This window comes from Pseudomonas sp. S5D5, from assembly GCF_003013355.1.
GTDB classification, from domain to species: Bacteria; Pseudomonadota; Gammaproteobacteria; order Pseudomonadales; family Pseudomonadaceae; genus Aquipseudomonas; species Aquipseudomonas aylmerensis.
Window position 1 is genome coordinate 975,031 of record NZ_PTEO01000001.1, and the last position, 21,317, is coordinate 996,347.

At 61.2% G+C, this 21,317-nt stretch carries 23 protein-coding genes and 1 pseudogene; 13 read left to right on the forward strand and 11 right to left on the reverse strand.

Annotated elements, in window-relative coordinates; translation table 11 throughout:
• Positions 1 to 70: 70 nt before the first annotated feature.
• From C9990_RS04635 to C9990_RS04650, 4 genes are read left to right on the forward strand one after another with little or no spacing between them, the layout of a single operon-like run.
• Positions 71 to 1,420 (forward strand): gluconate:H+ symporter, encoded by a 1,350-nt coding sequence (locus C9990_RS04635; RefSeq protein ID WP_106802642.1) that lies wholly within the window; start codon positions 71 to 73, stop codon positions 1,418 to 1,420.
• A gap of 12 nt (positions 1,421 to 1,432) precedes the next feature.
• Entirely contained in the window at positions 1,433 to 2,293 is an 861-nt protein-coding gene (locus tag C9990_RS04640) for a MurR/RpiR family transcriptional regulator (protein ID WP_065908458.1), read from the forward strand.
• Position 2,294: 1 nt separating this feature from the next.
• Complete coding sequence (locus C9990_RS04645) at positions 2,295 to 3,758, forward strand: amidohydrolase family protein (protein WP_106802643.1); 1,464 nt, start codon at positions 2,295 to 2,297, stop codon at positions 3,756 to 3,758.
• 29 nt (positions 3,759 to 3,787) lie between these two features.
• Positions 3,788 to 4,156, forward strand: a complete 369-nt coding sequence (locus C9990_RS04650) for a glyoxalase superfamily protein (protein ID WP_065908461.1) — start codon at positions 3,788 to 3,790, stop codon at positions 4,154 to 4,156.
• 635 nt (positions 4,157 to 4,791) lie between these two features.
• On the opposite strand, the gene C9990_RS32975 is transcribed toward C9990_RS04650, so the two are convergent.
• Positions 4,792 to 5,655, reverse strand: coding sequence for a methyl-accepting chemotaxis protein (locus C9990_RS32975; RefSeq protein WP_371920688.1), 864 nt, complete (start codon positions 5,653 to 5,655; stop codon positions 4,792 to 4,794).
• Positions 5,647 to 6,711 (reverse strand): annotated as a pseudogene (locus tag C9990_RS32980) (methyl-accepting chemotaxis protein); the annotation flags it as partial. The pseudogene C9990_RS32980 and the gene C9990_RS32975, both read right to left, overlap by 9 nt.
• A 277-nt stretch (positions 6,712 to 6,988) precedes the next feature.
• On the opposite strand from C9990_RS32980, the gene C9990_RS04660 reads away from it, so the two are divergent.
• Entirely contained in the window at positions 6,989 to 7,606 is a 618-nt protein-coding gene (locus C9990_RS04660) for an FKBP-type peptidyl-prolyl cis-trans isomerase (RefSeq protein WP_065908463.1), read from the forward strand.
• Between the two features lie 120 nt (positions 7,607 to 7,726).
• Here the strand turns inward: C9990_RS04660 and C9990_RS04665 are convergent, their stop codons facing one another.
• From C9990_RS04665 to C9990_RS04675, 3 genes are all read right to left on the reverse strand, one after another.
• Entirely contained in the window at positions 7,727 to 7,984 is a 258-nt protein-coding gene (locus C9990_RS04665; protein WP_003194088.1) for a hypothetical protein, read from the reverse strand.
• A gap of 159 nt (positions 7,985 to 8,143) precedes the next feature.
• Positions 8,144 to 8,485 (reverse strand): zinc ribbon domain-containing protein YjdM, encoded by a 342-nt coding sequence (locus C9990_RS04670; RefSeq protein ID WP_065908466.1) that lies wholly within the window; start codon positions 8,483 to 8,485, stop codon positions 8,144 to 8,146.
• A gap of 170 nt (positions 8,486 to 8,655) precedes the next feature.
• Positions 8,656 to 9,624, reverse strand: coding sequence for a polyprenyl synthetase family protein (locus tag C9990_RS04675; protein ID WP_065908467.1), 969 nt, complete (start codon positions 9,622 to 9,624; stop codon positions 8,656 to 8,658).
• A 239-nt stretch (positions 9,625 to 9,863) separates the two neighbouring features.
• Between C9990_RS04675 and rplU the strand changes: the two genes are divergently transcribed.
• From rplU to C9990_RS04715, 7 genes are all read left to right on the forward strand, one after another.
• Positions 9,864 to 10,178, forward strand: a complete 315-nt coding sequence (gene rplU / locus C9990_RS04680; protein WP_007950961.1) for a 50S ribosomal protein L21 — start codon at positions 9,864 to 9,866, stop codon at positions 10,176 to 10,178.
• A gap of 34 nt (positions 10,179 to 10,212) precedes the next feature.
• Positions 10,213 to 10,470 (forward strand): 50S ribosomal protein L27, encoded by a 258-nt coding sequence (gene rpmA / locus C9990_RS04685; RefSeq protein ID WP_003205738.1) that lies wholly within the window; start codon positions 10,213 to 10,215, stop codon positions 10,468 to 10,470.
• A 194-nt stretch (positions 10,471 to 10,664) separates the two neighbouring features.
• The gene (gene cgtA / locus C9990_RS04690) at positions 10,665 to 11,888 is read left to right on the forward strand and encodes an Obg family GTPase CgtA (RefSeq protein WP_010206489.1); all 1,224 of its coding nucleotides are present in this window, start codon (positions 10,665 to 10,667) and stop codon (positions 11,886 to 11,888) included.
• A 111-nt stretch (positions 11,889 to 11,999) separates the two neighbouring features.
• Positions 12,000 to 13,118: a glutamate 5-kinase gene (gene proB, locus C9990_RS04695; protein ID WP_005791305.1), complete on the forward strand. Its 1,119-nt coding sequence runs from the start codon at positions 12,000 to 12,002 to the stop codon at positions 13,116 to 13,118.
• A 15-nt stretch (positions 13,119 to 13,133) separates the two neighbouring features.
• Entirely contained in the window at positions 13,134 to 13,598 is a 465-nt protein-coding gene (locus C9990_RS04700; RefSeq protein ID WP_065908470.1) for a CreA family protein, read from the forward strand.
• A gap of 101 nt (positions 13,599 to 13,699) precedes the next feature.
• Positions 13,700 to 14,182 (forward strand): glutathione peroxidase, encoded by a 483-nt coding sequence (locus tag C9990_RS04705; RefSeq protein ID WP_065908472.1) that lies wholly within the window; start codon positions 13,700 to 13,702, stop codon positions 14,180 to 14,182.
• 1,027 nt (positions 14,183 to 15,209) lie between these two features.
• A complete protein-coding gene (locus C9990_RS04715) occupies positions 15,210 to 16,313 on the forward strand; it encodes an NADH:flavin oxidoreductase (protein ID WP_106802644.1) in 1,104 nt (367 codons plus the stop codon).
• 47 nt (positions 16,314 to 16,360) lie between these two features.
• Here the strand turns inward: C9990_RS04715 and C9990_RS04720 are convergent, their stop codons facing one another.
• The 3 genes from C9990_RS04720 to cysZ all read right to left on the reverse strand — a co-directional run bounded on the left by C9990_RS04720 (position 16,361) and on the right by cysZ (position 18,774).
• On the reverse strand, positions 16,361 to 16,594 hold the full coding sequence (locus C9990_RS04720) for a hypothetical protein (RefSeq protein WP_106802645.1): 234 nt from the start codon (positions 16,592 to 16,594) through the stop codon (positions 16,361 to 16,363).
• A gap of 182 nt (positions 16,595 to 16,776) precedes the next feature.
• Positions 16,777 to 17,955: a glycosyltransferase family 1 protein gene (locus tag C9990_RS04725; protein ID WP_065908478.1), complete on the reverse strand. Its 1,179-nt coding sequence runs from the start codon at positions 17,953 to 17,955 to the stop codon at positions 16,777 to 16,779.
• A gap of 54 nt (positions 17,956 to 18,009) precedes the next feature.
• Positions 18,010 to 18,774 carry a sulfate transporter CysZ gene (gene cysZ, locus C9990_RS04730; RefSeq protein ID WP_065908480.1) on the reverse strand — a complete coding sequence of 255 codons (765 nt, stop codon included), beginning with the start codon at positions 18,772 to 18,774 and terminating at the stop codon, positions 18,010 to 18,012.
• A gap of 294 nt (positions 18,775 to 19,068) precedes the next feature.
• Between cysZ and trxB the strand changes: the two genes are divergently transcribed.
• Complete coding sequence (gene trxB, locus C9990_RS04735) at positions 19,069 to 20,031, forward strand: thioredoxin-disulfide reductase (protein ID WP_016976180.1); 963 nt, start codon at positions 19,069 to 19,071, stop codon at positions 20,029 to 20,031.
• 186 nt (positions 20,032 to 20,217) lie between these two features.
• Here the strand turns inward: trxB and C9990_RS04740 are convergent, their stop codons facing one another.
• From C9990_RS04740 to folX, 3 genes are all read right to left on the reverse strand, one after another.
• On the reverse strand, positions 20,218 to 20,556 hold the full coding sequence (locus C9990_RS04740; RefSeq protein ID WP_106802646.1) for a HopJ type III effector protein: 339 nt from the start codon (positions 20,554 to 20,556) through the stop codon (positions 20,218 to 20,220).
• Positions 20,549 to 20,845, reverse strand: coding sequence for a DUF1244 domain-containing protein (locus C9990_RS04745; RefSeq protein ID WP_065908484.1), 297 nt, complete (start codon positions 20,843 to 20,845; stop codon positions 20,549 to 20,551). The genes C9990_RS04740 and C9990_RS04745 overlap by 8 nt, the downstream gene beginning before the upstream one ends.
• A 65-nt stretch (positions 20,846 to 20,910) precedes the next feature.
• Positions 20,911 to 21,315 (reverse strand): dihydroneopterin triphosphate 2'-epimerase, encoded by a 405-nt coding sequence (gene folX / locus C9990_RS04750; protein ID WP_065908486.1) that lies wholly within the window; start codon positions 21,313 to 21,315, stop codon positions 20,911 to 20,913.
• Between the last annotated feature and the right edge of the window lie 2 nt (positions 21,316 to 21,317).

Sequence of the window (21,317 nt, forward strand, 5' to 3'; positions counted from 1 at the left end):
AAAATACTCCTCGGTAATGATTTATGAGTTTCACAACCAATTCGACGTGACCCTTTCCTAGGAGTACCGCATGGCCGCATTACCGGGCTTCGGGCTATTGGCATACGCTGCCATTGCCATCATTGCATTGATCGTGCTGATTGCACGTTACCGACTCAACCCGTTTATCGTCATCACCCTGGTGTCCATTGGCCTCGCGCTGATGGCCGGGATGCCGGCGGACACCATCATGGGGTCTTATGAGGCGGGTGTCGGCAAGACGCTGGGGCACATCGCCCTGGTGGTGGCGCTGGGCACCATGCTCGGCAAGATGATGGCCGAATCCGGCGGCGCCGAGCAGGTGGCGCGCACGCTGATCAACCGCTTCGGCGAGCGCAATGCCCACTGGGCCATGGTGTGCATCGCCTTCCTGGTGGGGCTGCCGCTGTTTTTCGAGGTCGGTTTTGTGTTGCTGGTGCCGATCGCCTTTACCGTGGCGCGGCGCGTGGGCGTGTCGATCCTGATGGTCGGGCTGCCGATGGTCGCCGGCTTGTCCGTGGTGCATGCGCTGGTGCCGCCGCACCCGGCGGCGATGATGGCGGTGCTGGCCTATAACGCATCGGTGGGGCAGACCGTGCTCTACGCGATCCTCATCGGCATTCCGACGGCGATCATCGCCGGTCCCGTGTATGCCAAATTCATCGTGCCGCGTATTCACCTGCCGGCGGAAAACCCGCTGGAGCGCCAGTTCATCGAGCGCGAGCCTCGCGAGCGTTTGCCGAGCTTTGCGCTGACCATGGGTACCATCCTGTTGCCGGTGGTGCTGATGATGATCGGCGGTTGGGCCAACGTCATTTCCACCCCGGGCACCGGGTTCAACCAGTTCCTGTTGTTTATCGGCAACTCGGTGATCGCCCTGCTGGTGGCGACCCTGGTGAGCTTCTGGACCCTGGGCCTGGCGCAAGGCTTCAACCGCGAGTCGATCCTCAAGTTCACCAATGAATGCCTGGCGCCGACCGCGAGCATCACCTTGCTGGTGGGCGCGGGCGGTGGCCTTAACCGGATCCTCGTGGATGCAGGCGTCACCAATGAAATCCTTGGCCTGGCCCATGCGTTCCAGTTGTCGCCGCTGGTGATGGGGTGGCTGTTTGCAGCCCTGATGCGCATTGCCACGGGTTCGGCCACGGTGGCCATGACCACCGCATCCGGCGTGGTAGCGCCGGTTGCCCTGGGAATGGGTTATCCACACCCTGAATTGCTGGTGCTGGCCACCGGTGCGGGTTCGGTAATCTTTTCCCACGTCAACGACGGCGGCTTCTGGCTGATCAAGGAATACTTCAATATGACGGTGATCCAGACCTTCAAGACCTGGACCGTATTGGAGACCCTGATTTCGGTGGTCGCCTTCGGTCTCACGTATGGTCTGTCCTGCATTTTGTAACCCGGAGACCCCATGGACATCCTCTACCAGATCCGCGCCCGCCAGGATTCCTTCAGCGCCGGCGAAGGGCGTATCGCCAGGCTGATGCTTGAGGATGTGGCATTTGCCGCGTCGGCCAGCCTGGAAGAGTTGTCCCAGCGGGCCGAAGTCAGCACCGCAACCTTGTCGCGGTTTGCGCGCAGTGTCGGCTGTCGCGACTTGCGCGATCTGCGCCTGCAGCTGGCCCAGGCCAGTGGTGTCGGCAGTCGCTTCCTGGACCCGGCGGGGCTGCCCGAGCAGTCGGCGTTTCATCGGCAGATACTCGGCGATATCGAAACGACGTTGCGTCAGCATTTGTCGGGGTTCAACCAGGCGAGTTTTGTCGATGCGGTCAACCTGCTCGGCAAGGCGCGGATGATTCACGCCTTCGGCATGGGCGGCCCGTCGAGCCTGTGCAGCGACGAGTTGCAGGTGCGCCTGGTGCGCCTGGGGTACCCGATTGCTGCCAGCCATGACCCGGTGATGATGCGGGTCACGGCCGCGACGCTGGGGCCCGAACAGGCACTGATCGTCTGCTCGCTGACCGGCCTCACGCCCGAGTTGCTGGAGGTGGTGAAGCTGGCGCGCAACTACGACGCGCGCATCGTCGCTATCACCCTGGCCGATTCTCCACTGGCCGAATTGGCGGATGTCCTGCTGCCGCTGCAACCGGCCGAAACCAGTTTTATCTACAAACCCACGGCGGCGCGCTACGGAATGCTGCTGGCCATCGACCTGCTCGCCACCGAGCTGGCGCTGGCCATGCCGGACGACAACCAGGAACGCCTGCGCCGGATCAAGCTGGCCCTGGACGATTATCGCGGCGGCCCTGACAGCCTGCCGCTTGGAGACTGATATGAAGTACGACACGCTGATTCGCCAGGCGCTGATCATCGATGGCAGCAACACCGAAGGCTATGTTGCCGATGTGGGGCTGCGCGACGGGCGCATCGAAACGATCGGCGATTTGTCGGCAGCACGCGCCGAGCATGAAATCGAGGCCGCGGGCCGGGTGCTGGCACCGGGCTTCATCGACGTGCACACCCACGATGACACGGTGGTGATCCGCCATCCGCAGATGCTGCCCAAGCTCAGCCAGGGTGTGACCACGGTGATCGTCGGCAACTGTGGCATCAGTGCGTCGCCGGTGAGCCTGCGCGGCGCCCCGCCGGACCCGATGAACCTGTTGGGCACGCGTGAAGCCTTCGCCTATCCGCGTTTTATCGATTACCGCCTGGCGGTGGAAAACGCTCACCCGGCCGTCAACGTCGCCGCGCTGATCGGCCACACGGCGCTGCGCAGCAACCATATGGACGATCTACACCGCACCGCCACGCCCGGTGAAATCGCGCACATGCGGGCGCAGTTGCAGGAAAGTCTCGAAGCCGGCGCGCTGGGCTTATCCACAGGCCTGGCCTACGCCAGCGCGTTCAATGCCGAGACCGATGAAGTGCTGCAACTGAGTGAAGAACTGACGGCCTTCGGTGCGGTGTACACCACCCATCTGCGCAGCGAATTCGAGCCGGTGCTGGAGGCGATGGACGAGGCTTTCCTGATCGGCCGGCATGCCAAGGCGCCGGTGATCATTTCCCACCTCAAATGCGCCGGTGCCGGTAACTGGGGGCGTAGTCCACAGCTGTTGGCGGCGCTGGAGATGGCGGCGAAAACCCACCCGGTGGGCTGTGATTGTTATCCCTATGCGGCGAGTTCTTCGACCCTGGACCTCAAGCAAGTCACCGATGCGTTTCGCATCACCATCACCTGGTCCACGCCGCATCCGGAGATGGGCGGGCGTGACTTGCAGGACATCGCTGCCGAGTGGGACGTTTCGCTGATGGACGCGGCGCGTCGCCTGCAACCGGCAGGGGCGGTGTACTACGGGATGGATGAAGCGGATGTACGACGCATCCTTGCGCATCCGCTGTCGATGGTGGGGTCGGACGGCTTGCCCGAAGACCCGTTTCCGCACCCGCGTTTATGGGGCGCGTTTCCACGGGTGCTGGGGCATTTCAGCCGTGACGTGGGGTTGTTTCCACTGCACACGGCGGTGCACAAAATGACCGGGTTGTCGGCGGCGCGTTTTGGCCTGGCTGAGCGCGGTGAAATCCGTGAAGGGTATTGGGCTGACCTGGTGTTGTTCGATCCCCTGCGGGTGCGCGATGTGGCGGACTTCAAAGCCCCGCAACGTGCCGCCGAGGGCATTGACGGTGTGTGGGTCAATGGCGTGCTGAGCTACAGCGACGGGCAGGCCAATGGTCAGCGGCCGGGACGGTTTTTGGCGCGCAGCGGGGATTTGCGCGGCGGGTTTTCGTCTCTATAGTGGGCGATCTCATACACGGAGCGAGCGCAATGCACTTAGGAAAAGTCACCCCCATCCTGCGGATCTTCGACGAGGCCAAGGCGTTGGAGTTTTACGTCGATTTCCTCGGGTTCAAGGTGGATTGGCAGCATCGCTTCGAAGCGAATTTCCCGCTGTATTTGCAGGTGTCGTTGGGCGACTGCGTGCTGCATCTGTCCGAACACCACGGCGATGCTTCGCCCGGCTCGGCGGTGCGGATTCAGGCGCAGGGCGTGGACGCGTACCAGCAGCAATTGCTGGCCAAGGATTATCGGTATGCCAAGCCTGGGGTTGAAGCAACGCCTTGGGGCTCGCGGGAGATGAGCATCGGCGACCCATTTGGCAATCGGCTGGTGTTTGTCGAGGAAGGCGAGGGCTGATCGGTCAATCGCAGGCAATAAAAAACCGCCTGGGTAGGCGGTTTTTTTTGCAATCCCAGTGAGTGGCCGGGGTTGCATTCTTACAGGAAGCGTTGACCCGCCCAGTGATACTAATGCTGGTTATCGTCTCGTGCAAGACTTGACGAGGATCGTTACTTTTCATCTGTCGACTTTATTTCTATTTAGAGTTGGTGGCAAAAACTTGCAACATGTCAGTTGATCTTTCCAGCAGGTTTATCGTCCCCCGTCACACCTTTGATCCGGATGTTGATTAGTATCACCCCCGTTCCAAGTATGTCGTTTTGCAGGTGGCTGGGTATGCGCACGGAATTATGGACCGAACGCCACGGGCTAGTAATCCGTGCCGGATTCATGCGGGAGGAACCAAGCCCGGCCGCCTCACAGGAAGCGTTGACCCGCATCCAAAGGCTCACGTGTTCCGGTAAGTGTGCTGGAGGTAAGGCCCAACTCACGGAGGGCCGAGTATGTCTAAGTTTGCACGACGTACATGGAACCTCGTAGTGAATGCCGTGCGTGTTTATCACGTGTGGACATTCCTGCGGGACAGCTTCGATGACCTGTAAGGTCTGAGAAGTGGAGCCGCCTCGGCTTAAACCGAGGCGGCTTTTTGTTGCTTAAACCCGGAAGTGACTGACCATCTGCTGCAATTGGCTGCCCAAACGCGCCAGCTCAACGCTGGACTTGGCCGTCTCGTCGCTCGCCGTTGCAGTCTGCTCCGACACATCACGCACGTTGACAATGCTGCGGCTGATCTCTTCCGCAACGGCGCTCTGCTGTTCGGCGGCGGCGGCGATCTGCTGGTTCATCGACTGGATATTCGACACCGTGCGGGTGATGTTCTCCAGCGATACGCCGGCCTTGCGCGTCAGCTCGACGCTGCTGTCGGTGAGGCTGCGGCTGTTGTTCATCACATTGGCGACTTGCTGGGTGCCGTTCTGCAAACCGGCCACCAGGCCTTCGATTTCCTCGGTGGATTTCTGTGTGCGCTGGGCCAGGCCACGCACTTCATCGGCCACCACGGCAAAGCCGCGACCGGCTTCACCGGCACGCGCCGCTTCAATCGCGGCGTTGAGGGCGAGCAGGTTGGTCTGTTCGGCTACGGCCTTGATCACGTCCATTACGCTGCCAATCTTGTTGCTCTCTTGCTGCAGGTGCGTCATCGCGTCGGTGGAGCGCGCTACTTCGGTGGCCAGGCGCTCGATCTGGGCGATGGCTTCCGCCACGACCTTGTCGCCTTCGCGGGCCTGGCCGTCGGCTTCGGAAGCCGCCTGGGAGGCTTGCTCGGCATTGCGCGCCACTTCCTGCACGGTGGCAGTCATTTCATGCATCGCGGTGGCGACCTGGTCGGTCTCGATCTTCTGGCTGTTGACGCCGGCGCTGGTCTGCTCGGTCACGGCCGACAGCTCCTCGGCGGCGCTGGCGATCTGGGTGACGCCATCACGAATGCCGCTGATCAGCTCGCGCAGGGTTGTGCCCATGCGCTGGATGCCCTGTTGCAAAACGCCGAGTTCATCGCGACGGGTTACCTGGATGTTGTGGCTCAGGTCGCCGGAAGCGATGCGCTCCACCACGGCCAGGGTTTCCTGCAAGGGGCGGGTGATCTGGCGGGTGATCACCAGGGCGGCAATGACACCGACCAGCAGCGCCAGCAACGTGCTGATCAATTGCAGGCTGCGGGCCTGGGCGCTTTCGGCGTCACGGCGATCCAGCTGGATGTCGTACAGCTTGTCGCTGATGGTGACAATGTCGGCGCCTTGGGTGGTCATTTCGGCGCGGGCGGCGACGATGTTGGCGTTGGCAGCCTTGTAGTTCTGCACGGCGCTGCGGTAGTCGCCCAGGGCGGTTTCCAGCGCGCTCAACGCGCTTTGCTGGCCGGCCCCGAAAACGGCGCTGAGGCCCTTCAGGCCGTTGATGGCTTTTTCGATTTGTGCGGCGGCGCGGGCTTCGGTCTCCGCGTTGACGTTGCCGGTATAGCCGCGCACTTCATAGCGGGCCAACTGGAATTGCATCTTGGCATCGGCGACGGCCTGGAACTGGGCAAGGTGCTCGGAGCTGTCCGGGGCTTGCTTCACGCTGGTTTCCAGCGCGTTGATTTGTGCATTGGCGATGTCGGCCTTTTCGCCCATCAGCTGGCGAGAGGCATTGCCGTTACGGTAGGCCTCGCGCATTTTGTTCAACGACTGCTGGTAGGCGGTGATGATGTTTTTCTGCTCGGTGAGCAGCTTGCGGTTTTCCGGGCTCTTGAAGCTGTCCAGCAGTTTCTGCTGCTGAGCCGTGAACGCGTCCAGGTTGGTCTGTACGTTCTGGGCCACGGCTTCGTCGCCGTTGGCGAGCATGTACTGCAGGCGCACGATCCGCAGTTTGGTCAGCGACGCATTGAGCTGGGTGATGTCGCTCATCCAGTTGCTGCGGTCGATCAGGCCGCCCAGGCTGGTCCAGCCGGTCAGGGCCAGGATTGACGTGAGGACCAGCACCAGGCCGAAGCCCAGGCCGAGTTTGAGATTGACGCTAATGTTGCCGAACCAGCTGTTCATCGAATGCTCCGCAAAAATTGATGTCTGTCTGCTGGACGGTGTTGTTCTTTGAGCCAGCCAAGTTGTGTAGGGCTGTATCGGCGGGGGGCAAGGAATCTGAACCTTTATTCGTAAGCCGATAGGCACCGCCGCCGCATAACCGACCAGCGGCGCTCGGTCGGCGGGCTGCGCGCGGCTGATCCCGGACTGACATTCTGTGCTAGTCTGCTGGCCCTTTTAGTTTCGGGCAGTGCAGGAAAACAGTGTTTTCAGCCCTGCCCTACAGCGGAGCCTCTTCATGTCCGAAGTTAATCTGTCCACCGACGAAACCCGCGTCAGCTACGGTATCGGCCGTCAGTTGGGCGACCAACTGCGCGACAACCCGCCACCGGGCGTCAGCCTGGACGCAATCCTGGCTGGCCTGACCGACGCGTTCGCCGGCAAGCCAAGCCGCGTTGACCAGGAGCAAATGGCTGCGAGCTTCAAAGTCATCCGCGAAATCATGCAAGCCGAAGCCGCTGCCAAGGCTGAAGCCGCTGCAGGTGCCGGCCTGGCATTCCTGGCGGAAAACGCCAAGCGTGACGGCATCACCACCCTGGCTTCCGGCCTGCAATTTGAAGTGTTGACCCAAGGTGACGGCGCCAAGCCGACCCGTGAAGACCAAGTGCGTACTCACTACCACGGCACGTTGATCGACGGCACGGTGTTCGACAGCTCCTACGAGCGCGGCCAGCCTGCAGAATTCCCGGTAGGTGGCGTGATCGCCGGCTGGACCGAAGCCCTGCAACTGATGAATGCCGGCAGCAAATGGCGCCTGTACGTGCCGAGCGAACTGGCTTACGGCGCTCAAGGCGTTGGCAGCATCCCGCCGCACAGCGTTCTGGTGTTCGACGTCGAGCTGCTCGACGTTCTGTAAGACCTGCTTTATGTGGGAGCCGGGCTTGCCCGCGATGCAGACGACTCGATCCGAGCTGTTATCGAGTGGATGCCATCGCAGGCAAGCCAGCTGCCACACAGGGCCTGTGTGTTGGCTGGTTCATGGATGGAACTTGCCATTGAGTTCCGTGGCCGGGCGCAATGCTCGGGCATAGCAGAACAGAAACAGATTGCGCACCACTTCCTTGAGTACACCGGGTTCACTCGAACTCAGGCCATTCACGTCCAGGTCGCCCTGGTCCTGCAGTTCATTGAGTGCCTCTTCTTCCAGCACCGCACAGACTTCGCCGGTTTCCCGATGCAGGATCCGCAGGTAAGGGTGTGGGCGATCCAGCCAGGCATCTATCAAATAAGTCATGGTCGTTCTCCTTGATGAGTTTCAATGAGAATAATTCTTATTCGTAGAATAGCAAGTGCCTATTGGCGGTTTCCGGGTTTTTCTGTGTGGATATTGCGTTCGATCAACGCAGAGGGCGAAACGCCATCCCGCGGCGGGCGCGGGATGGGTGCAGCAGATTCAGACTTTGCGCACGAACTCGGACTTGAGTTTCATCGGGCCAATGCCGTCGATCTTGCAATCGATATCGTGGTCGCCGTCGCACAGGCGGATGTTCTTGACCTTGGTGCCGACCTTGACCACCAGGGACGTGCCCTTGACCTTGAGGTCCTTGATCACGGTGATGGTGTCGCCGTCCTGCAGGACGTTGCCCACAGAGTCTTTCTTCACGGTTTCATCGCCCGCCACTTCGGCCTCGCCACTGGCGGACCATTCATGGGCGCATTCCGGGCAGACCAGCTGGGCGCCGTCTTCGTAGGTGTATTCGGAATTGCATTTCGGGCAGGGTGGCAACGTGCTCACTAAAGCTCCTTGAAAGTCAGGGATGGCTAAAAGTCGCACATTATATAGGGATTTGTAGGGGGGAGGGGGCGATGTGGTCTTAATGTAGGAGCTGGCTTGCCTGCAATGACTGCAGTGAATTCACTACCGCTATCGCAGGCAAGCCAGTTCCCACATCAAGTGCGGCGCAATCAGTGCGTCCGCGCGACCGCAAACTCACTCAGCTCAACCAGGGCATCCCGGTATTCGCTGGCCGGAAGGGCTTCCAGGCATTTGATCGCACGGGCCACGTAGTCACGCGCCAATTGCGCGGTGTACTCGAGGGAGCCGGAGGCTTCCACGGCGACGCGGATGGCCTCCAGGTCCTCGATCCCGCCTTTCTGGATCGCCTTGCGCACCAGGGCGGCCTGTTCCGGCGTGCCTTCGCGCATGGTGTAGATCAGCGGCAAGGTCGGCTTGCCCTCGGCCAGGTCGTCACCGACGTTCTTGCCCAGGGTCTCGGCGTCGCCCTTGTAGTCGAGCAGGTCGTCGACCAGTTGGAACGCCACGCCCAGGTGATCCCCGAAGGTACGCAGGGCTTCGGCCTGTTCGGCCGTCGCGCCACACAGGGCGGCGGCGCTGTGGGTCGAGGCTTCGAAGAGCATCGCGGTCTTGCCGCGAATCACTTCCATATAGGTTTCTTCGGTGGTGCTGGCGTCGCGGACCTTGGACAGCTGCAACACTTCGCCTTCGGCGATGATGCGCGTGGCCTGTGAAAGAATCTTCATCACCGGCATCGAGCCCAGCTCGACCATCATTTCGAACGAGCGCGAGTACAGGAAGTCGCCCACCAGCACGCTCGGGGCGTTGCCCCACATCGCATTGGCGGTCTCACGGCCACGGCGCATGCCGGACATGTCGACCACGTCGTCATGCAGCAGGGTGGCGGTGTGCAGGAACTCGATAGTGGCGGCCAGCAGGCGCACGTCATCGCCTTCGCGACCCAGGGCCTTGCCGCACAGCAACACTAATAAAGGACGCAGGCGCTTACCGCCCGCCGACGTAATATAGTCGCCAATTTTGGAGACCAGCGGCACTTTAGACGTCAGCTGCTGCTTGATGATGCCGTCGACGGCGCTAAAATCGTCCGCGACCGCGCGGTAGAAAGCTTGGGGTTGCATCAGCGACAGTCGCTCCAGAAGGGTTGCGCGGCATGCTAGGACCCTGACCCCCGGGTGTCAAGGCGCGATAGGCGGCCACTTGCAACGTATCAAAGCCTTGCGTACAATCGCGCACCCTGAACTTCCTGGGCAGCACCTGCCTTACGCAATTGCATTCGGGACGTCCATCCCATGCAGCCATGCCAGCCAATACCTCTTCTTATAAAGCGCTGGGTGAGCAGGATTATCGGAGAAATACCATGTCGTACGCAGTAATTGTTACTGGTGGCAAGCAATACAAGGTCGCCCCAGGTGAATACCTGAAGATCGAAAAACTGGAAGTCGCTACCGGCGAATCCGTTACTTTTGATCGCGTTCTGTTGGTCGCCAATGGCGATGACGTGAACATCGGCGCTCCAGTTGTTGCTGGCGCTACCGTTGTGGCTGAAGTGATCTCCCAAGGTCGTCACGATAAAGTCCGCATCATCAAGTTCCGTCGTCGTAAGCACCACATGAAGCGTATGGGCCACCGCCAGTGGTACACCGAGATCAAAATCACCGGTATTCAGGCTTAATTTCAGCCTAATTCCTCACTAGGAGAATTGACTCATGGCACACAAAAAAGCTGGTGGTAGTACCCGTAACGGTCGCGACTCAGAAGCCAAACGCCTTGGCGTGAAGATGTATGGCGGCCAGGCTATCAAAGCGGGCAACATCATCGTGCGTCAGCGCGGCACCCAATTCCACGCTGGCTACGGCGTTGGTATGGGTAAAGATCACACCCTCTTCGCTAAAGTCGAAGGCGTGATCAAGTTCGAAGTAAAAGGCGCCTTCGGTCGTCGTTACGTAAGCGTTATCGCAGCTTAATTGCGAGACCGCTGGAAAAGCCCTGTCTTGCGACGGGGCTTTTTCGTTTGTGGGGTGAGTCTCTTGCAAAGCTGTTTGTAATGGGCGAGAGCAGCTGGATGTGTGGTCGTTGCTTGAGGTCGCTGCGCTCATTTTTGCAAGAGTCTTATGTCTTGGTTTTTTAAGCTCGTCCGTGCGGCGAGAGGCGTTTTGTTATGAAGTTCGTTGATGAAGTTTCCATCCGAGTAAAAGCAGGCGACGGCGGTAACGGTTGCATGAGTTTCCGTCGCGAAAAATTCATCGAAAACGGTGGTCCAAACGGCGGTGACGGCGGTGACGGCGGTTCCATCTACATGATGGCCGACGAAAACCTCAACACCCTGGTCGACTACCGTTACACCCGGCACTTCGATGCCGAGCGTGGCTCCAACGGCGGCAGCACCGACTGCACCGGCAAGAAAGGCGAAGACCTGGTACTGCGCGTACCGGTCGGCACCACCATTATCGACTCCGCGACCCAGGAAGTGATTGGCGACCTGACCAAGGCCGGCCAGAAGTTGATGGTAGTGCAGGGCGGCTGGCACGGTCTGGGTAACACCCGATTCAAGTCCAGTACCAACCGTGCACCGCGCCAGACTACGCCGGGCAAGCCAGGCGAGCAGCGTGACCTCAAGCTGGAAATGAAAGTACTCGCCGACGTGGGCCTGCTGGGCCTGCCGAATGCCGGCAAGAGTACCTTCATCCGCTCGGTCTCGGCCGCCAAGCCGAAAGTCGCCGACTACCCGTTCACCACCCTGGTGCCAAACCTGGGTGTGGTCAGCGTCGACCGCTGGAAAAGCTTCGTGATCGCCGACATTCCCGGCCTGATCGAAGGCGCTTCCGATGGTGCTGGCCTGGGGATTCGCTTCCTCAAGCACTTGTCGCGTACCCGTTTGCTGCTGCACCTCGTCGACATGGCGCCGCTGGATGACACCAGCGCACCGGACGCCGCCGAAGTGATCGTCAGCGAGCTGACCAAGTTCAGCCCGTCCCTGGCTGAGCGTGATCGCTGGCTGGTGCTGAACAAGTGCGACCAGATCCTCGAAGAAGAACACGAGGAGCGCGTCAAGGAAATCGTCGATCGCCTGGAGTGGGAAGGTCCGGTCTACGTGATCTCGGCCATCGCCAAAGAAGGCACCGAGCGCCTGACCCGCGACATCATGCGCTACCTCGAAGACCGTGCCGACCGCCTGGCGGCCGATCCGGTGTTCAAGGCCGAACTGGCCGAACTCGACCAGCGCATCGAAGACGAAGCCCGCGCCCAGCTGCAGGCCCTGGATGACCAGCGTGCCCTGCGCCGCAGTGGCGTGAAGTCGGTCCATGACATCGGCGACGATGATTGGGACGAAGAAGACGTGGATGATGAAGACGGTCCGGAAATCATTTACGTGCGTGACTGATCCGTTGCGATAAACTTGAACGCCGCTCCCTGGAGCGGCGTTTTGGTATCCGGGTATAACGTTATGGGCGGCGCTGGGTCGCGTGCAGCCCTCACTCTAAGGTTGAAGAAGATGCGGAGCAAAGTGACAGGTGCGCAGCGCTGGGTCGTAAAGATCGGAAGTGCGCTGCTGACGGCAGACGGCAAGGGGCTGGATCGCGCAGCCATGAGCGTCTGGGTCGAGCAGATGGTGGCCTTGCATGAGGCGGGCGTGGAGTTGGTGCTGGTGTCGTCCGGGGCGGTTGCCGCCGGGATGAGCCGCCTCGGCTGGACCGCGCGACCCAGCGCGATGCACGAACTGCAAGCCGCCGCCGCCATCGGTCAGATGGGCCTGGTGCAAGCCTGGGAATCCAGCTTTGCCGAGCACGGCCGCCACACGGCGCAGATCCTGCTGACCCACGACGACCTGTCCGACCGCAAGCGCTATCTCAATGCCCGCAGCACCCTGCGCGCGCTGGTGGAGCTCAAGGTCATCCCGGTGATCAACGAAAACGACACCGTGGTCACCGACGAAATCCGCTTCGGCGACAACGACACCCTGGCCGCCCTGGTGGCCAACCTGGTGGAAGCCGACCTGCTGGTGATCCTCACCGACCGCGACGGCATGTTCGACGCTGATCCACGCAACAACCCCGATGCCCAGCTTATTTATGAAGCGCGTGCCGATGACCCGGCGCTGGACGCCGTGGCCGGCAGCGTCGGCGGTGCATTGGGCCGTGGCGGCATGCAGACCAAGCTGCGCGCAGCCCGTTTGGCCGCACGCTCCGGCGCCCACACGATTATCGTCGGCGGGCGCCTGGAGCGCGTGCTGGATCGCCTCAAGGCCGGTGAGCGCATCGGTACGCTGCTGTCGCCGGAACGCGGCATGCTGGCGGCGCGCAAACAGTGGCTGGCCGGTCATCTGCAAACCCGTGGCACCCTGGTGCTGGATGAAGGCGCGGTATCGGCGTTGTCCCAAGGCAACAAGAGCCTGCTGCCGGTCGGCGTCAAATTGGTCCAGGGCAGCTTCCGCCGTGGCGAAATGGTGGTGTGCGTGGCGCCGGATGGTCGTGAGATCGCCCGTGGCCTGGCCAACTACAGCGCCCTGGAAGCGCAGAAAATTATCGGACAATCGTCTGATGCGATTGTCGGACTCCTGGGTTACATGGCGGAACCGGAACTGGTGCACCGCGATAACCTGATCCTGGTTTAACCAAAGGAATACACGATGCGTTTAATGAAGGGATTGCTCGGCCTGCTGCTGGCCATGCCGTTGCTGGCTTCGGCTGAAGAGATCGGCCAGGTGTCGACGGTGTTCAAGTTTGTCGGCCCCAATGATCGGATCGTGGTCGAAGCGTTTGATGACCCCAAGGTCGACGGCGTGACCTGCTACCTGTCGCGTGCCAAGACCGGCGGCGTCAAGGGCGGCCTGGGCCTGGCCGAAGACCGCGCCGAAGCTTCGATTGCCTGCCGTCAGGTCGGCCCGATCCACTTCAAGGGCGAACTCAAGGACGGCGACGAGGTCTTCAAGGAACGCACCTCGTTGGTGTTCAAGACCATGCAGGTCGTGCGCTTTCTCGACAAGAAGCGCAACACCCTGGTGTACCTGGTCTACAGCGACCGCCTGATCGAAGGCAGCCCGCAGAACGCGGTCACGGCGATTCCAATTTTGCCGTGGCCGACCGCTCAGTAATCCGCAGGCGAGTTTTGTAATCGGCGTCTATGATTGCAGGCTTGCGGGTTGTAATCTCGATACGTCGCAATGCGAAGAACATGGGATATCTGGAGTTCGTCATGAGTGCTTTCCACGACCTGAAACTCAAAGCGTTGGACGGACAAGAGCTGCCGCTGGCGCCCTTCAAGGGGCAAGTCGTGCTGGTGGTCAACGTCGCCTCCAAATGTGGCTTGACCCCGCAATACGCGGCGTTGGAGAACCTCTACCAGCAGTACAAGGACCAGGGGTTCACCGTGCTGGGCTTGCCTTGCAACCAGTTTGCAGGCCAGGAACCGGGCACCGAGGATGAAATCCGCGAGTTCTGCAGCCTCAACTATGGCGTGACGTTCCCGCTGGGCAGCAAGCTCGATGTGAATGGCCCTGAGCGTCACCAGCTGTACCGCCTGCTGGCGGGCGAGGGCGCCGAGTTTCCTGGGGATATCACCTGGAATTTCGAGAAATTCCTGCTTGGTAAAGACGGCCGGGTCCTGGCGCGTTTCTCGCCACGTACCCCACCGGAAGACCCGTCGATCATCCAGGCCATCGAAAAAGCCCTGGCTTGAACACCGGGCTGGCTTCGAAGAGCGGCTTTTTGTGGTGAGCCGGCTTGTTGTGGCTAGCAGGCTTGATGGGGTGAGCAGGCTTGTTGTTGCTAGCGGGCTTGATGGGGTGAGCAGGCTTGTTGTGACTAGCAGGCTTGATGGGGTGAGTGGGCTTGTTGTGGCTAGCATGCTTCATGTGGCGAGCGGGCTTGCCCCGCGTTGGGCTGCGAAGCAGCCCCAAAACCCTCCACCTCGGAGTCTCTGAAAAGCTGCGGTGACTTGATTGGGGCTGCTGCGCAGCCCAACGCGGGGCAAGCCCGCTCGCCACAAGGTGCCTGCGCAATAAGCGCGCTCACCCCAGCCCAACAGCTACTACGCTCCCCTGCTTTTACCCTTTCATCACCCCCATCAATTTTGTGGTGAGCCGGCTTGTTGTGGCTAGCAGGCTTGATGGGCTGAGCAGGCTTGTTGTGGCTAGCATGCTTCATGTGGCGAGCGGGCTTGCCCCGCGTTGGGCTGCGAAGCAGCCCCAAAACCCTTCACCTCGGAGTCTCTGAAAAACTGCGCTGACTTGATTGGGGCTGCTGCGCAGCCCAACGCGGGGCAAGCCCGCTCGCCACAAGGTGCCTGCGCAATAAGCGGGTTCATCCCAGCCCAACAGCTACCACGCTCCCCTGCTTTTACCCTTTCATCACCCCCATCAATTTTGTGGTGAGCCGGCTTGATGGGCTGAGCCGGCTTGTTGTGGCTAGCATGCTTCATGTGGCGAGCGGGCTTGCCCCGCGTTGGGCTGCGCAGCAGCCCCAAAACCCTCCACCTCGGGGTCTCTGAAAAACTGCGCTGACCTGATTGGGGCTGCTGCGCAGCCCAACGCGGGGCAAGCCCGCTCGCCACAAGGTGCCTGCGCAATAAACGCGCTCACCCCAGCCCAACAGCTACTACGCTCCCCTGCTTTTACCCCTTAATCACCCCCATCAATAGTGCTACCCAGCGCAGCGCACTGCTCATATTATCCACATCATAAACCCGTCTTTCGTGGAGTGCCCCCATGCCTGTCCAAGCCTTGTTCAAACCGTTCCAGCTCGGCGCACTGCAGCTGTCGACCCGCGTGGTCATGGCGCCGATGACCCGCTCGTTTTCCCCCGGTGGCGTGCCCAATTCCAAAGTGATCGAGTACTACCGTCGCCGTGCCGCTGCCGGCGTCGGCCTGATCATCACCGAGGGCACTGTGGTCGGCCACAAGGCTTCCAATGGCTATCCCAATGTCCCGAATTTCTATGGAGAAGCGGCGCTCGCCGGCTGGAAGAAAGTGGTCGATGCCGTGCACGCCGAGGGCGGCAAGATCGTCCCGCAGCTGTGGCACGTGGGCAGCGTACGTCGCATCGGCACCGAGCCTGACGCCAGCGTGCCGGCGTACGGCCCGATGGAAAAACTCAAGGACGGCAACGTGGTCGTGCACGGCATGACCGCCCAGGACATCCAGGATGTCATTGCCGCCTTCGCCCAGGCCGCCAAGGATGCCCAGGGCATCGGCATGGACGGCGTGGAAATCCACGGCGCCCACGGTTACCTGGTCGACCAGTTCTTCTGGGAAGGCAGCAATCAGCGCACTGACGAATACGGTGGCAGCCTGGCCAACCGTTCGCGCTTTGCCATCGAGCTGATCCAGGCCACCCGCGCCGCCGTGGGCCCGGACTTCCCGATCATCTTCCGTTTCTCGCAGTGGAAGCAGCAGGACTACACCGCGCGCCTGGTGCAAACCCCCGAAGCATTGGGGGCGTTCCTCAAGCCTTTGTCTGACGCCGGCGTGGATATTTTCCACTGCTCTACCCGCCGTTTCTGGGAGCCGGAGTTCGAAGGTTCCGACCTCAACCTGGCCGGCTGGACGCGCAAGCTTACCGGCAAGCCAACCATCACCGTCGGCAGCGTCGGCCTGGATGGCGAGTTCCTGCAGTTCATGGTCAATACCGACAAGGTCGCGCAACCGGCGAGCCTGGAAAAGCTGCTGGAACGCCTGAACAACGACGAGTTCGACCTGGTGGCCGTCGGCCGTGCATTGCTGGTCGATCCGGATTGGGCGCTGAAAGTGCGCGAAGGTCGTGAAGGCGACATCCTGCCGTTCAGTCGTGAGGCGCTAACGACGCTGGTGTAAGCCATCAGGGGCAAGGGTGACCGGCGGATATATCCGCCGGTCGTGTTTCAACTCACGGCGTCTAAATCGTCCGGCCAATCTTTTGTAGCGTGCTGGAAGTTCTGATTTTGCTTCTGGCTGATGTCCTCATAATTGATGCTCTGAGAGCCTTGCCCTTGCGATCCGTACTCAATGCTGGACGCTGCTGACTGTTGGGCTGGCTCGTCAGAGGGCGCAGCTTGATCGTTTTGAGGATAGTTCCAGGCTGCAGCCTGTGTATTGCCAATTGCGCCTACGCCCATTGGTATCTCCATGTGTTATTGATTTGATAGGGGGGACTCGAAACCATCTCTCGGTTCCAAGACCTCTTTATGTGGGATGCAGGTGGGATAGGGTTCCAGGCCCGCGTGGTCTTTTTGGACGGGAGGAGGCAGGCAAGGCGTTGTGGTGGGCCAGGACGATGTCACGGCGGCCAGGTTCTGCGTCAGATCAGGCGTGAAGTCGCCGCTATCGACACGTCCTCGCCACAGGCGCTGCGCAGTTGTCCTTCAAACTGCTCGATAATCGCCGGCCAGCCCTGGCGGCTCGCATGTTGGCGCGCATTCAGTCGGGCCCTGCGCAAGGTCTCGCGCTCTTCCAGCAGCCAGATCGCGGCATCGCAAAATGCATCCTCATCCCCAGGCATCGCCAGCACGCCGTTGTAGCCATGGCGGATATGCTGGGTGGCGGCCGCCTGGTCGTAGGCAACCACGCCGAGCCCGGAGGCCATGGCTTCCAGCACCACGTTGCCAAAGGTTTCGGTCAGGCTGGGGAACAGGAACAGATCCCCTGAGGCGTAATGCCGGGCCAGCTCTTCGCCACGCTGCGTGCCGCAGAACACGGCGTCAGGGAGCTCCCGTTCGAGCAGCGCGCGTTGCGGACCGTCACCGACGATGACCAGCTTCAGGCGGCGCCACGGGTAGGTCGCCTGCACTGCATCAAAGCAGCGCTTGAGCAGGCCGAGGTTTTTCTCCTGGGCCAGGCGCCCGACGTGCAGCACTGCGATATCGTCGTTTTCCAGGCCCCAGCTTTCGCGCAGGGCACTGTCGCGCCTGGCCGGATGGAACAGCTGGCTGTCGACGCCGCGCGACAACATCCCCAGCCGCTCGAAATGCCGGCGCTCCAGTTCCAGGCGCTGGCTGGCGCTGGGGACCAGGGTCAGGGTCGAACGGTTGTGAAACCAGCGCAGGTAGTGAGTGACCATGCGGCTCAGCAGGCTCAAGCCGTACTGGTTCGAGTACTGCTGGAAGTTGGTGTGAAAGCCGCTGACCACGCTGATCCCCAGGCGCCGCGCGGCACGCAATGCCGAGAGTCCCAGCGGGCCTTCGGTGGCGATGTACAGCACGTCCGGGCGCTGGCGCGTCCAGCGGCGCAGCAATTTGTGCATCGACGACTGGCCCCATTGCAGCCCTGGATACCCCGGCAACGGCCAGCCGCGGCACAGCAGCAGGCCATCGTCGCTGGGACGGCTCTGGTCCGCGCCCTGGCGCGGGCGCACCAGTTCGACCTGATGGCCGCGCGCGCGCAAACCGTCGCACAGGCGGCCAAGGGTATTGGCCACCCCGTTGATCTCTGGCGGGAAGGTTTCGGTGATCAGGGTGATGTGGAGCGAGGCTGTCGTCATGACCCACAGTGTCGCCGTGGGCCATGTCGTCATTGTGTCATCCAGATGATGGATTTATGACTTGGCGATCTGCTGCGCCGCCATTGCCTCGGCGCCTTGCTCACGCACCCAGAACAACGTGGCGCCGGCCACTGCTGCCGGCATCATCAGCAGGTTGACCACCGGCACCAGCAGCACCAGGTAGACGATGCCGCCGAAGCTCATGCTCTGCCAGCGTTTCTGGCGCAGCCAGGCGAGCATTTCGTTCCAGCCCAGCTTGTGGTTGTCGGCCGGGTAGTCGATGTACTGGATCGCCATCATCCACACGCCGAACAGCAGCCACAGCGGCGCCGCGATCAGGTTGACCACCGGGATGAACGACAGGATAAACAGGCCGATGGCCCGTGGCAGGAAATAGCCCAGCTTGCGCATTTCCCGGGCCAGGGTACGTGGGACCATCGCCACCAGCTCGCCCCAACTGAACGGGGGGAAGTCATCGGTACCGCGCACCACCACCTCGACCTTCTCGGCCAGAAAGCCGTTGAACGGCGCGGCGATGATATTGGCGAGCATGGTGAAGGTGAAGAACACCATCAGCACCACCAGCACCACGAACAGCGGCCACAGGATATAGCTGAGGAAGCTCAGCCAGCCGGGCAGCGTCGGCATCAGCGTGTCGACCCACAGGCTGAATTGATGGCCGGCAAAATAGATCAGGCCGACGAACAGCACCAGGTTGATCGCCAAGGGCAGCAGCACAAACAGGCGCAGGCCGGGGCTCAGGACCAGTTTGAGGCCTTCACGCAGGTATTGCGGGCCGGAAAGAGCGGGGGCGGGCATGGAGAACTCCGAGCAGGATGACGAACGCGCCGACCTTACCGGCTTTGCATCGACGGCGAAAGCGTGGCCGGTGTGACGACATCAACGGTAACAAAGGCGTCGATTAATCGATCTGACTGCATAGAGACCCGCTATGAGCTGGATTGTTATTGCGTATTTCCTTAATCTTGCCCCCCTCGATACGCTGCACCCATTATTTTTCAGGGCCTGCGAGTTCAAGCCTTCCCCAAGTGCTTCGTGGTCCCTTTTTTATTCCAGCCGCCTTGTTGTCCGGGCGGTCGATAGGAGTGAGTCATGTCTGATACCCGTCATTCGCGAGTGATTATTCTCGGTTCCGGCCCTGCCGGTTACAGCGCTGCCGTCTACGCTGCCCGCGCCAACCTCAAGCCGCTGCTGATCACCGGCATGCAGGCGGGCGGTCAGTTGACCACCACCACCGAAGTCGACAACTGGCCGGGCGATGTCCACGGCCTGACCGGCCCGGTGCTGATGGAGCGGATGAAAGAGCACGCCGAGCGTTTTGAGACCGAGATCGTCTTCGATCACATCAACCAGGTCGATTTCTCGAAAAAGCCTTACAGCCTGACCGGCGACAGCGGCGTGTACACCTGTGACGCGCTGATCATCGCCACTGGCGCGAGCGCCCGTTACCTGGGCCTGCCGTCGGAAGAAGCGTTCATGGGCAAGGGCGTTTCCGCCTGCGCGACCTGCGACGGTTTCTTCTACCGCAACAAGCCGGTCGCCGTGGTCGGTGGTGGCAACACCGCCGTCGAAGAGGCGCTGTACCTGGCCAACATCGCCAGCACCGTGACCCTGGTTCACCGTCGCGAGACCTTCCGCGCCGAGAAGATCCTGATCGACAAGCTGCACGCCCGTGTCGCTGAAGGCAAGATCATCCTCAAGCTCAATGCCACCCTGGACGAAGTCCTCGGTGACAACATGGGCGTGACCGGTGCCCGCCTGAAAAACAACGACGGCAGCTTCGACGAGCTGAAAGTCGACGGCGTGTTCATCGCCATCGGCCACACCCCGAACACCTCGCTGTTCGAAGGCGTGCTGGAGGCCAAGGACGGTTACCTGGTCGTGCAGGGCGGCCGTGAAGGCAACGCCACGGCGACCAACATCGAAGGCATCTTCGCCGCCGGTGACGTGGCTGACCACGTGTACCGCCAGGCCATCACCTCGGCTGGCGCCGGTTGCATGGCCGCCCTGGACGCCGAGCGTTACCTCGACGGCCTGCAGAACGCTTCGTTCTGAACCCGTTGAAATGAAAAAACCGGCTGAGAGGCCGGTTTTTTTATGCGCGGGATTTGATGATCCAGCGCTATCTCAACGTGGTAATCCAATCACTGTGGGGCTGGCTTGCCGGCGATAGCGGTGTGTCAGTACCGACGTCATCGCAGGCAAGCCTGCTCCCAGATTAAATCGGGTTTGCAAATTGAATCAGCGGCGCGTCAATGGCTGCTGAGTGAACTTCACACCGGCCAATCCATGCTCGATCAGTGCACGAATGTTGCCGTGGTCACTGCCCTCTGGCGTGGCCAGTACCGAGCGGTAATGCTCGCCAAACGCCAACAGCGCTTCCTGATCGCTGAAGCCTTCCAGCAGGGCCAGGCCCAGGGTCTTGCACGAGCCTTCGTTCTGGCCGGCGGCGTTTTCCACCGGGCCGTTGGTGAAGGCCTGCGGTTGGTAGTCGTAGCCAGCGGCGACAAAAGCCAGGGTATCGGCGAAGACGTGTTCGCCACTGTTGAGGCTGGCGCGCAGGGTGTTCAGGTCAGTCATGGGTTTTTCCTTTGGCGAACGCCGCCTGTTGGTCGGCGCTGGCTTCTTTCTGGTATTGGGCTTTCCACTCGGCGTACGGCATGCCGTACACCACTTCACGTGCGTCATCGAGGCTCAGCTCGATGTGGCGCTCATCGGCCTCGGCCTTGTACCACTTGGACAAGCAGTTGCGGCAGAAACCGGAGAGGTTCATCAGGTCGATGTTCTGCACATCCTTGCGGCTGTCCAGGTGCGCCACCAGCCGGCGGAAGGCGGCGGCTTCGAGTTCGAGGCGTTGTTGGTCGTTCATGACGGTCTCTTCGAGACAGCTTCAAGCGGGTAAGCTTCAAGCTGCAAGTGGGAATGAGGTTGGCTTTAACGTGTGGCTTGAAGCTTATCGCTCGAGGCTGGGCGGCTCGCCGCGAGCGTTATCGAAACCGACTCGGCAAAGCGCAGCGCATGCGGCTTGTCGACTTCGACTTCGGCGTACAACACCGATTCGTTGCTCATCACCAGGTCCAGCAGCTCCTGGGTCAGGCGCTCCAGCAGGGCAAAACGATTGCCTTCGACGTGGGCGATGATCGCCTTGGTGATGGTGCGGTAGTTCAGGGCATGGTCGATGTCGTTGTCGCGCACGGCTTCCTGGGCGGCATACAGGATGGTGAGGTTGATCAGCACGTCCTGCTTGTTGAGGATTTCGTCCTCGTTGATGCCGATGAAAGTGCGCAGGCACAGGTCCTTGACCCGGATGCGCGCCATGCCTGGTTGAAGTTGTGGCATTG

What these genes read in the sequence shown, in the direction of transcription:
- rpmA (WP_003205738.1), top strand. Translation starts at nt 10,213, where the DNA reads ATGGCACACAAAAAAGCTGGTGGTAGTACCCGTAACGGTCGCGACTCA.
- C9990_RS04635 (WP_106802642.1), top strand. Translation starts at nt 71, where the DNA reads ATGGCCGCATTACCGGGCTTCGGGCTATTGGCATACGCTGCCATTGCC.
- proB (WP_005791305.1), top strand. Translation starts at nt 12,000, where the DNA reads ATGCGGAGCAAAGTGACAGGTGCGCAGCGCTGGGTCGTAAAGATCGGA.
- trxB (WP_016976180.1), top strand. Translation starts at nt 19,069, where the DNA reads ATGTCTGATACCCGTCATTCGCGAGTGATTATTCTCGGTTCCGGCCCT.
- C9990_RS04745 (WP_065908484.1), bottom strand. Translation starts at nt 20,845, where the DNA reads ATGAACGACCAACAACGCCTCGAACTCGAAGCCGCCGCCTTCCGCCGG.
- C9990_RS32975 (WP_371920688.1), bottom strand. Translation starts at nt 5,655, where the DNA reads ATGGGCACAACCCTGCGCGAGCTGATCAGCGGCATTCGTGATGGCGTC.
- C9990_RS04700 (WP_065908470.1), top strand. Translation starts at nt 13,134, where the DNA reads ATGCGTTTAATGAAGGGATTGCTCGGCCTGCTGCTGGCCATGCCGTTG.
- C9990_RS04715 (WP_106802644.1), top strand. Translation starts at nt 15,210, where the DNA reads ATGCCTGTCCAAGCCTTGTTCAAACCGTTCCAGCTCGGCGCACTGCAG.
- C9990_RS04725 (WP_065908478.1), bottom strand. Translation starts at nt 17,955, where the DNA reads ATGACGACAGCCTCGCTCCACATCACCCTGATCACCGAAACCTTCCCG.
- cgtA (WP_010206489.1), top strand. Translation starts at nt 10,665, where the DNA reads ATGAAGTTCGTTGATGAAGTTTCCATCCGAGTAAAAGCAGGCGACGGC.
- C9990_RS04660 (WP_065908463.1), top strand. Translation starts at nt 6,989, where the DNA reads ATGTCCGAAGTTAATCTGTCCACCGACGAAACCCGCGTCAGCTACGGT.
- C9990_RS04720 (WP_106802645.1), bottom strand. Translation starts at nt 16,594, where the DNA reads ATGGGCGTAGGCGCAATTGGCAATACACAGGCTGCAGCCTGGAACTAT.
- folX (WP_065908486.1), bottom strand. Translation starts at nt 21,315, where the DNA reads ATGCCACAACTTCAACCAGGCATGGCGCGCATCCGGGTCAAGGACCTG.
- C9990_RS04645 (WP_106802643.1), top strand. Translation starts at nt 2,295, where the DNA reads ATGAAGTACGACACGCTGATTCGCCAGGCGCTGATCATCGATGGCAGC.
- C9990_RS04705 (WP_065908472.1), top strand. Translation starts at nt 13,700, where the DNA reads ATGAGTGCTTTCCACGACCTGAAACTCAAAGCGTTGGACGGACAAGAG.
- C9990_RS04650 (WP_065908461.1), top strand. Translation starts at nt 3,788, where the DNA reads ATGCACTTAGGAAAAGTCACCCCCATCCTGCGGATCTTCGACGAGGCC.
- C9990_RS04640 (WP_065908458.1), top strand. Translation starts at nt 1,433, where the DNA reads ATGGACATCCTCTACCAGATCCGCGCCCGCCAGGATTCCTTCAGCGCC.
- rplU (WP_007950961.1), top strand. Translation starts at nt 9,864, where the DNA reads ATGTCGTACGCAGTAATTGTTACTGGTGGCAAGCAATACAAGGTCGCC.
- C9990_RS04740 (WP_106802646.1), bottom strand. Translation starts at nt 20,556, where the DNA reads ATGACTGACCTGAACACCCTGCGCGCCAGCCTCAACAGTGGCGAACAC.
- C9990_RS04665 (WP_003194088.1), bottom strand. Translation starts at nt 7,984, where the DNA reads ATGACTTATTTGATAGATGCCTGGCTGGATCGCCCACACCCTTACCTG.
- C9990_RS04675 (WP_065908467.1), bottom strand. Translation starts at nt 9,624, where the DNA reads ATGCAACCCCAAGCTTTCTACCGCGCGGTCGCGGACGATTTTAGCGCC.
- cysZ (WP_065908480.1), bottom strand. Translation starts at nt 18,774, where the DNA reads ATGCCCGCCCCCGCTCTTTCCGGCCCGCAATACCTGCGTGAAGGCCTC.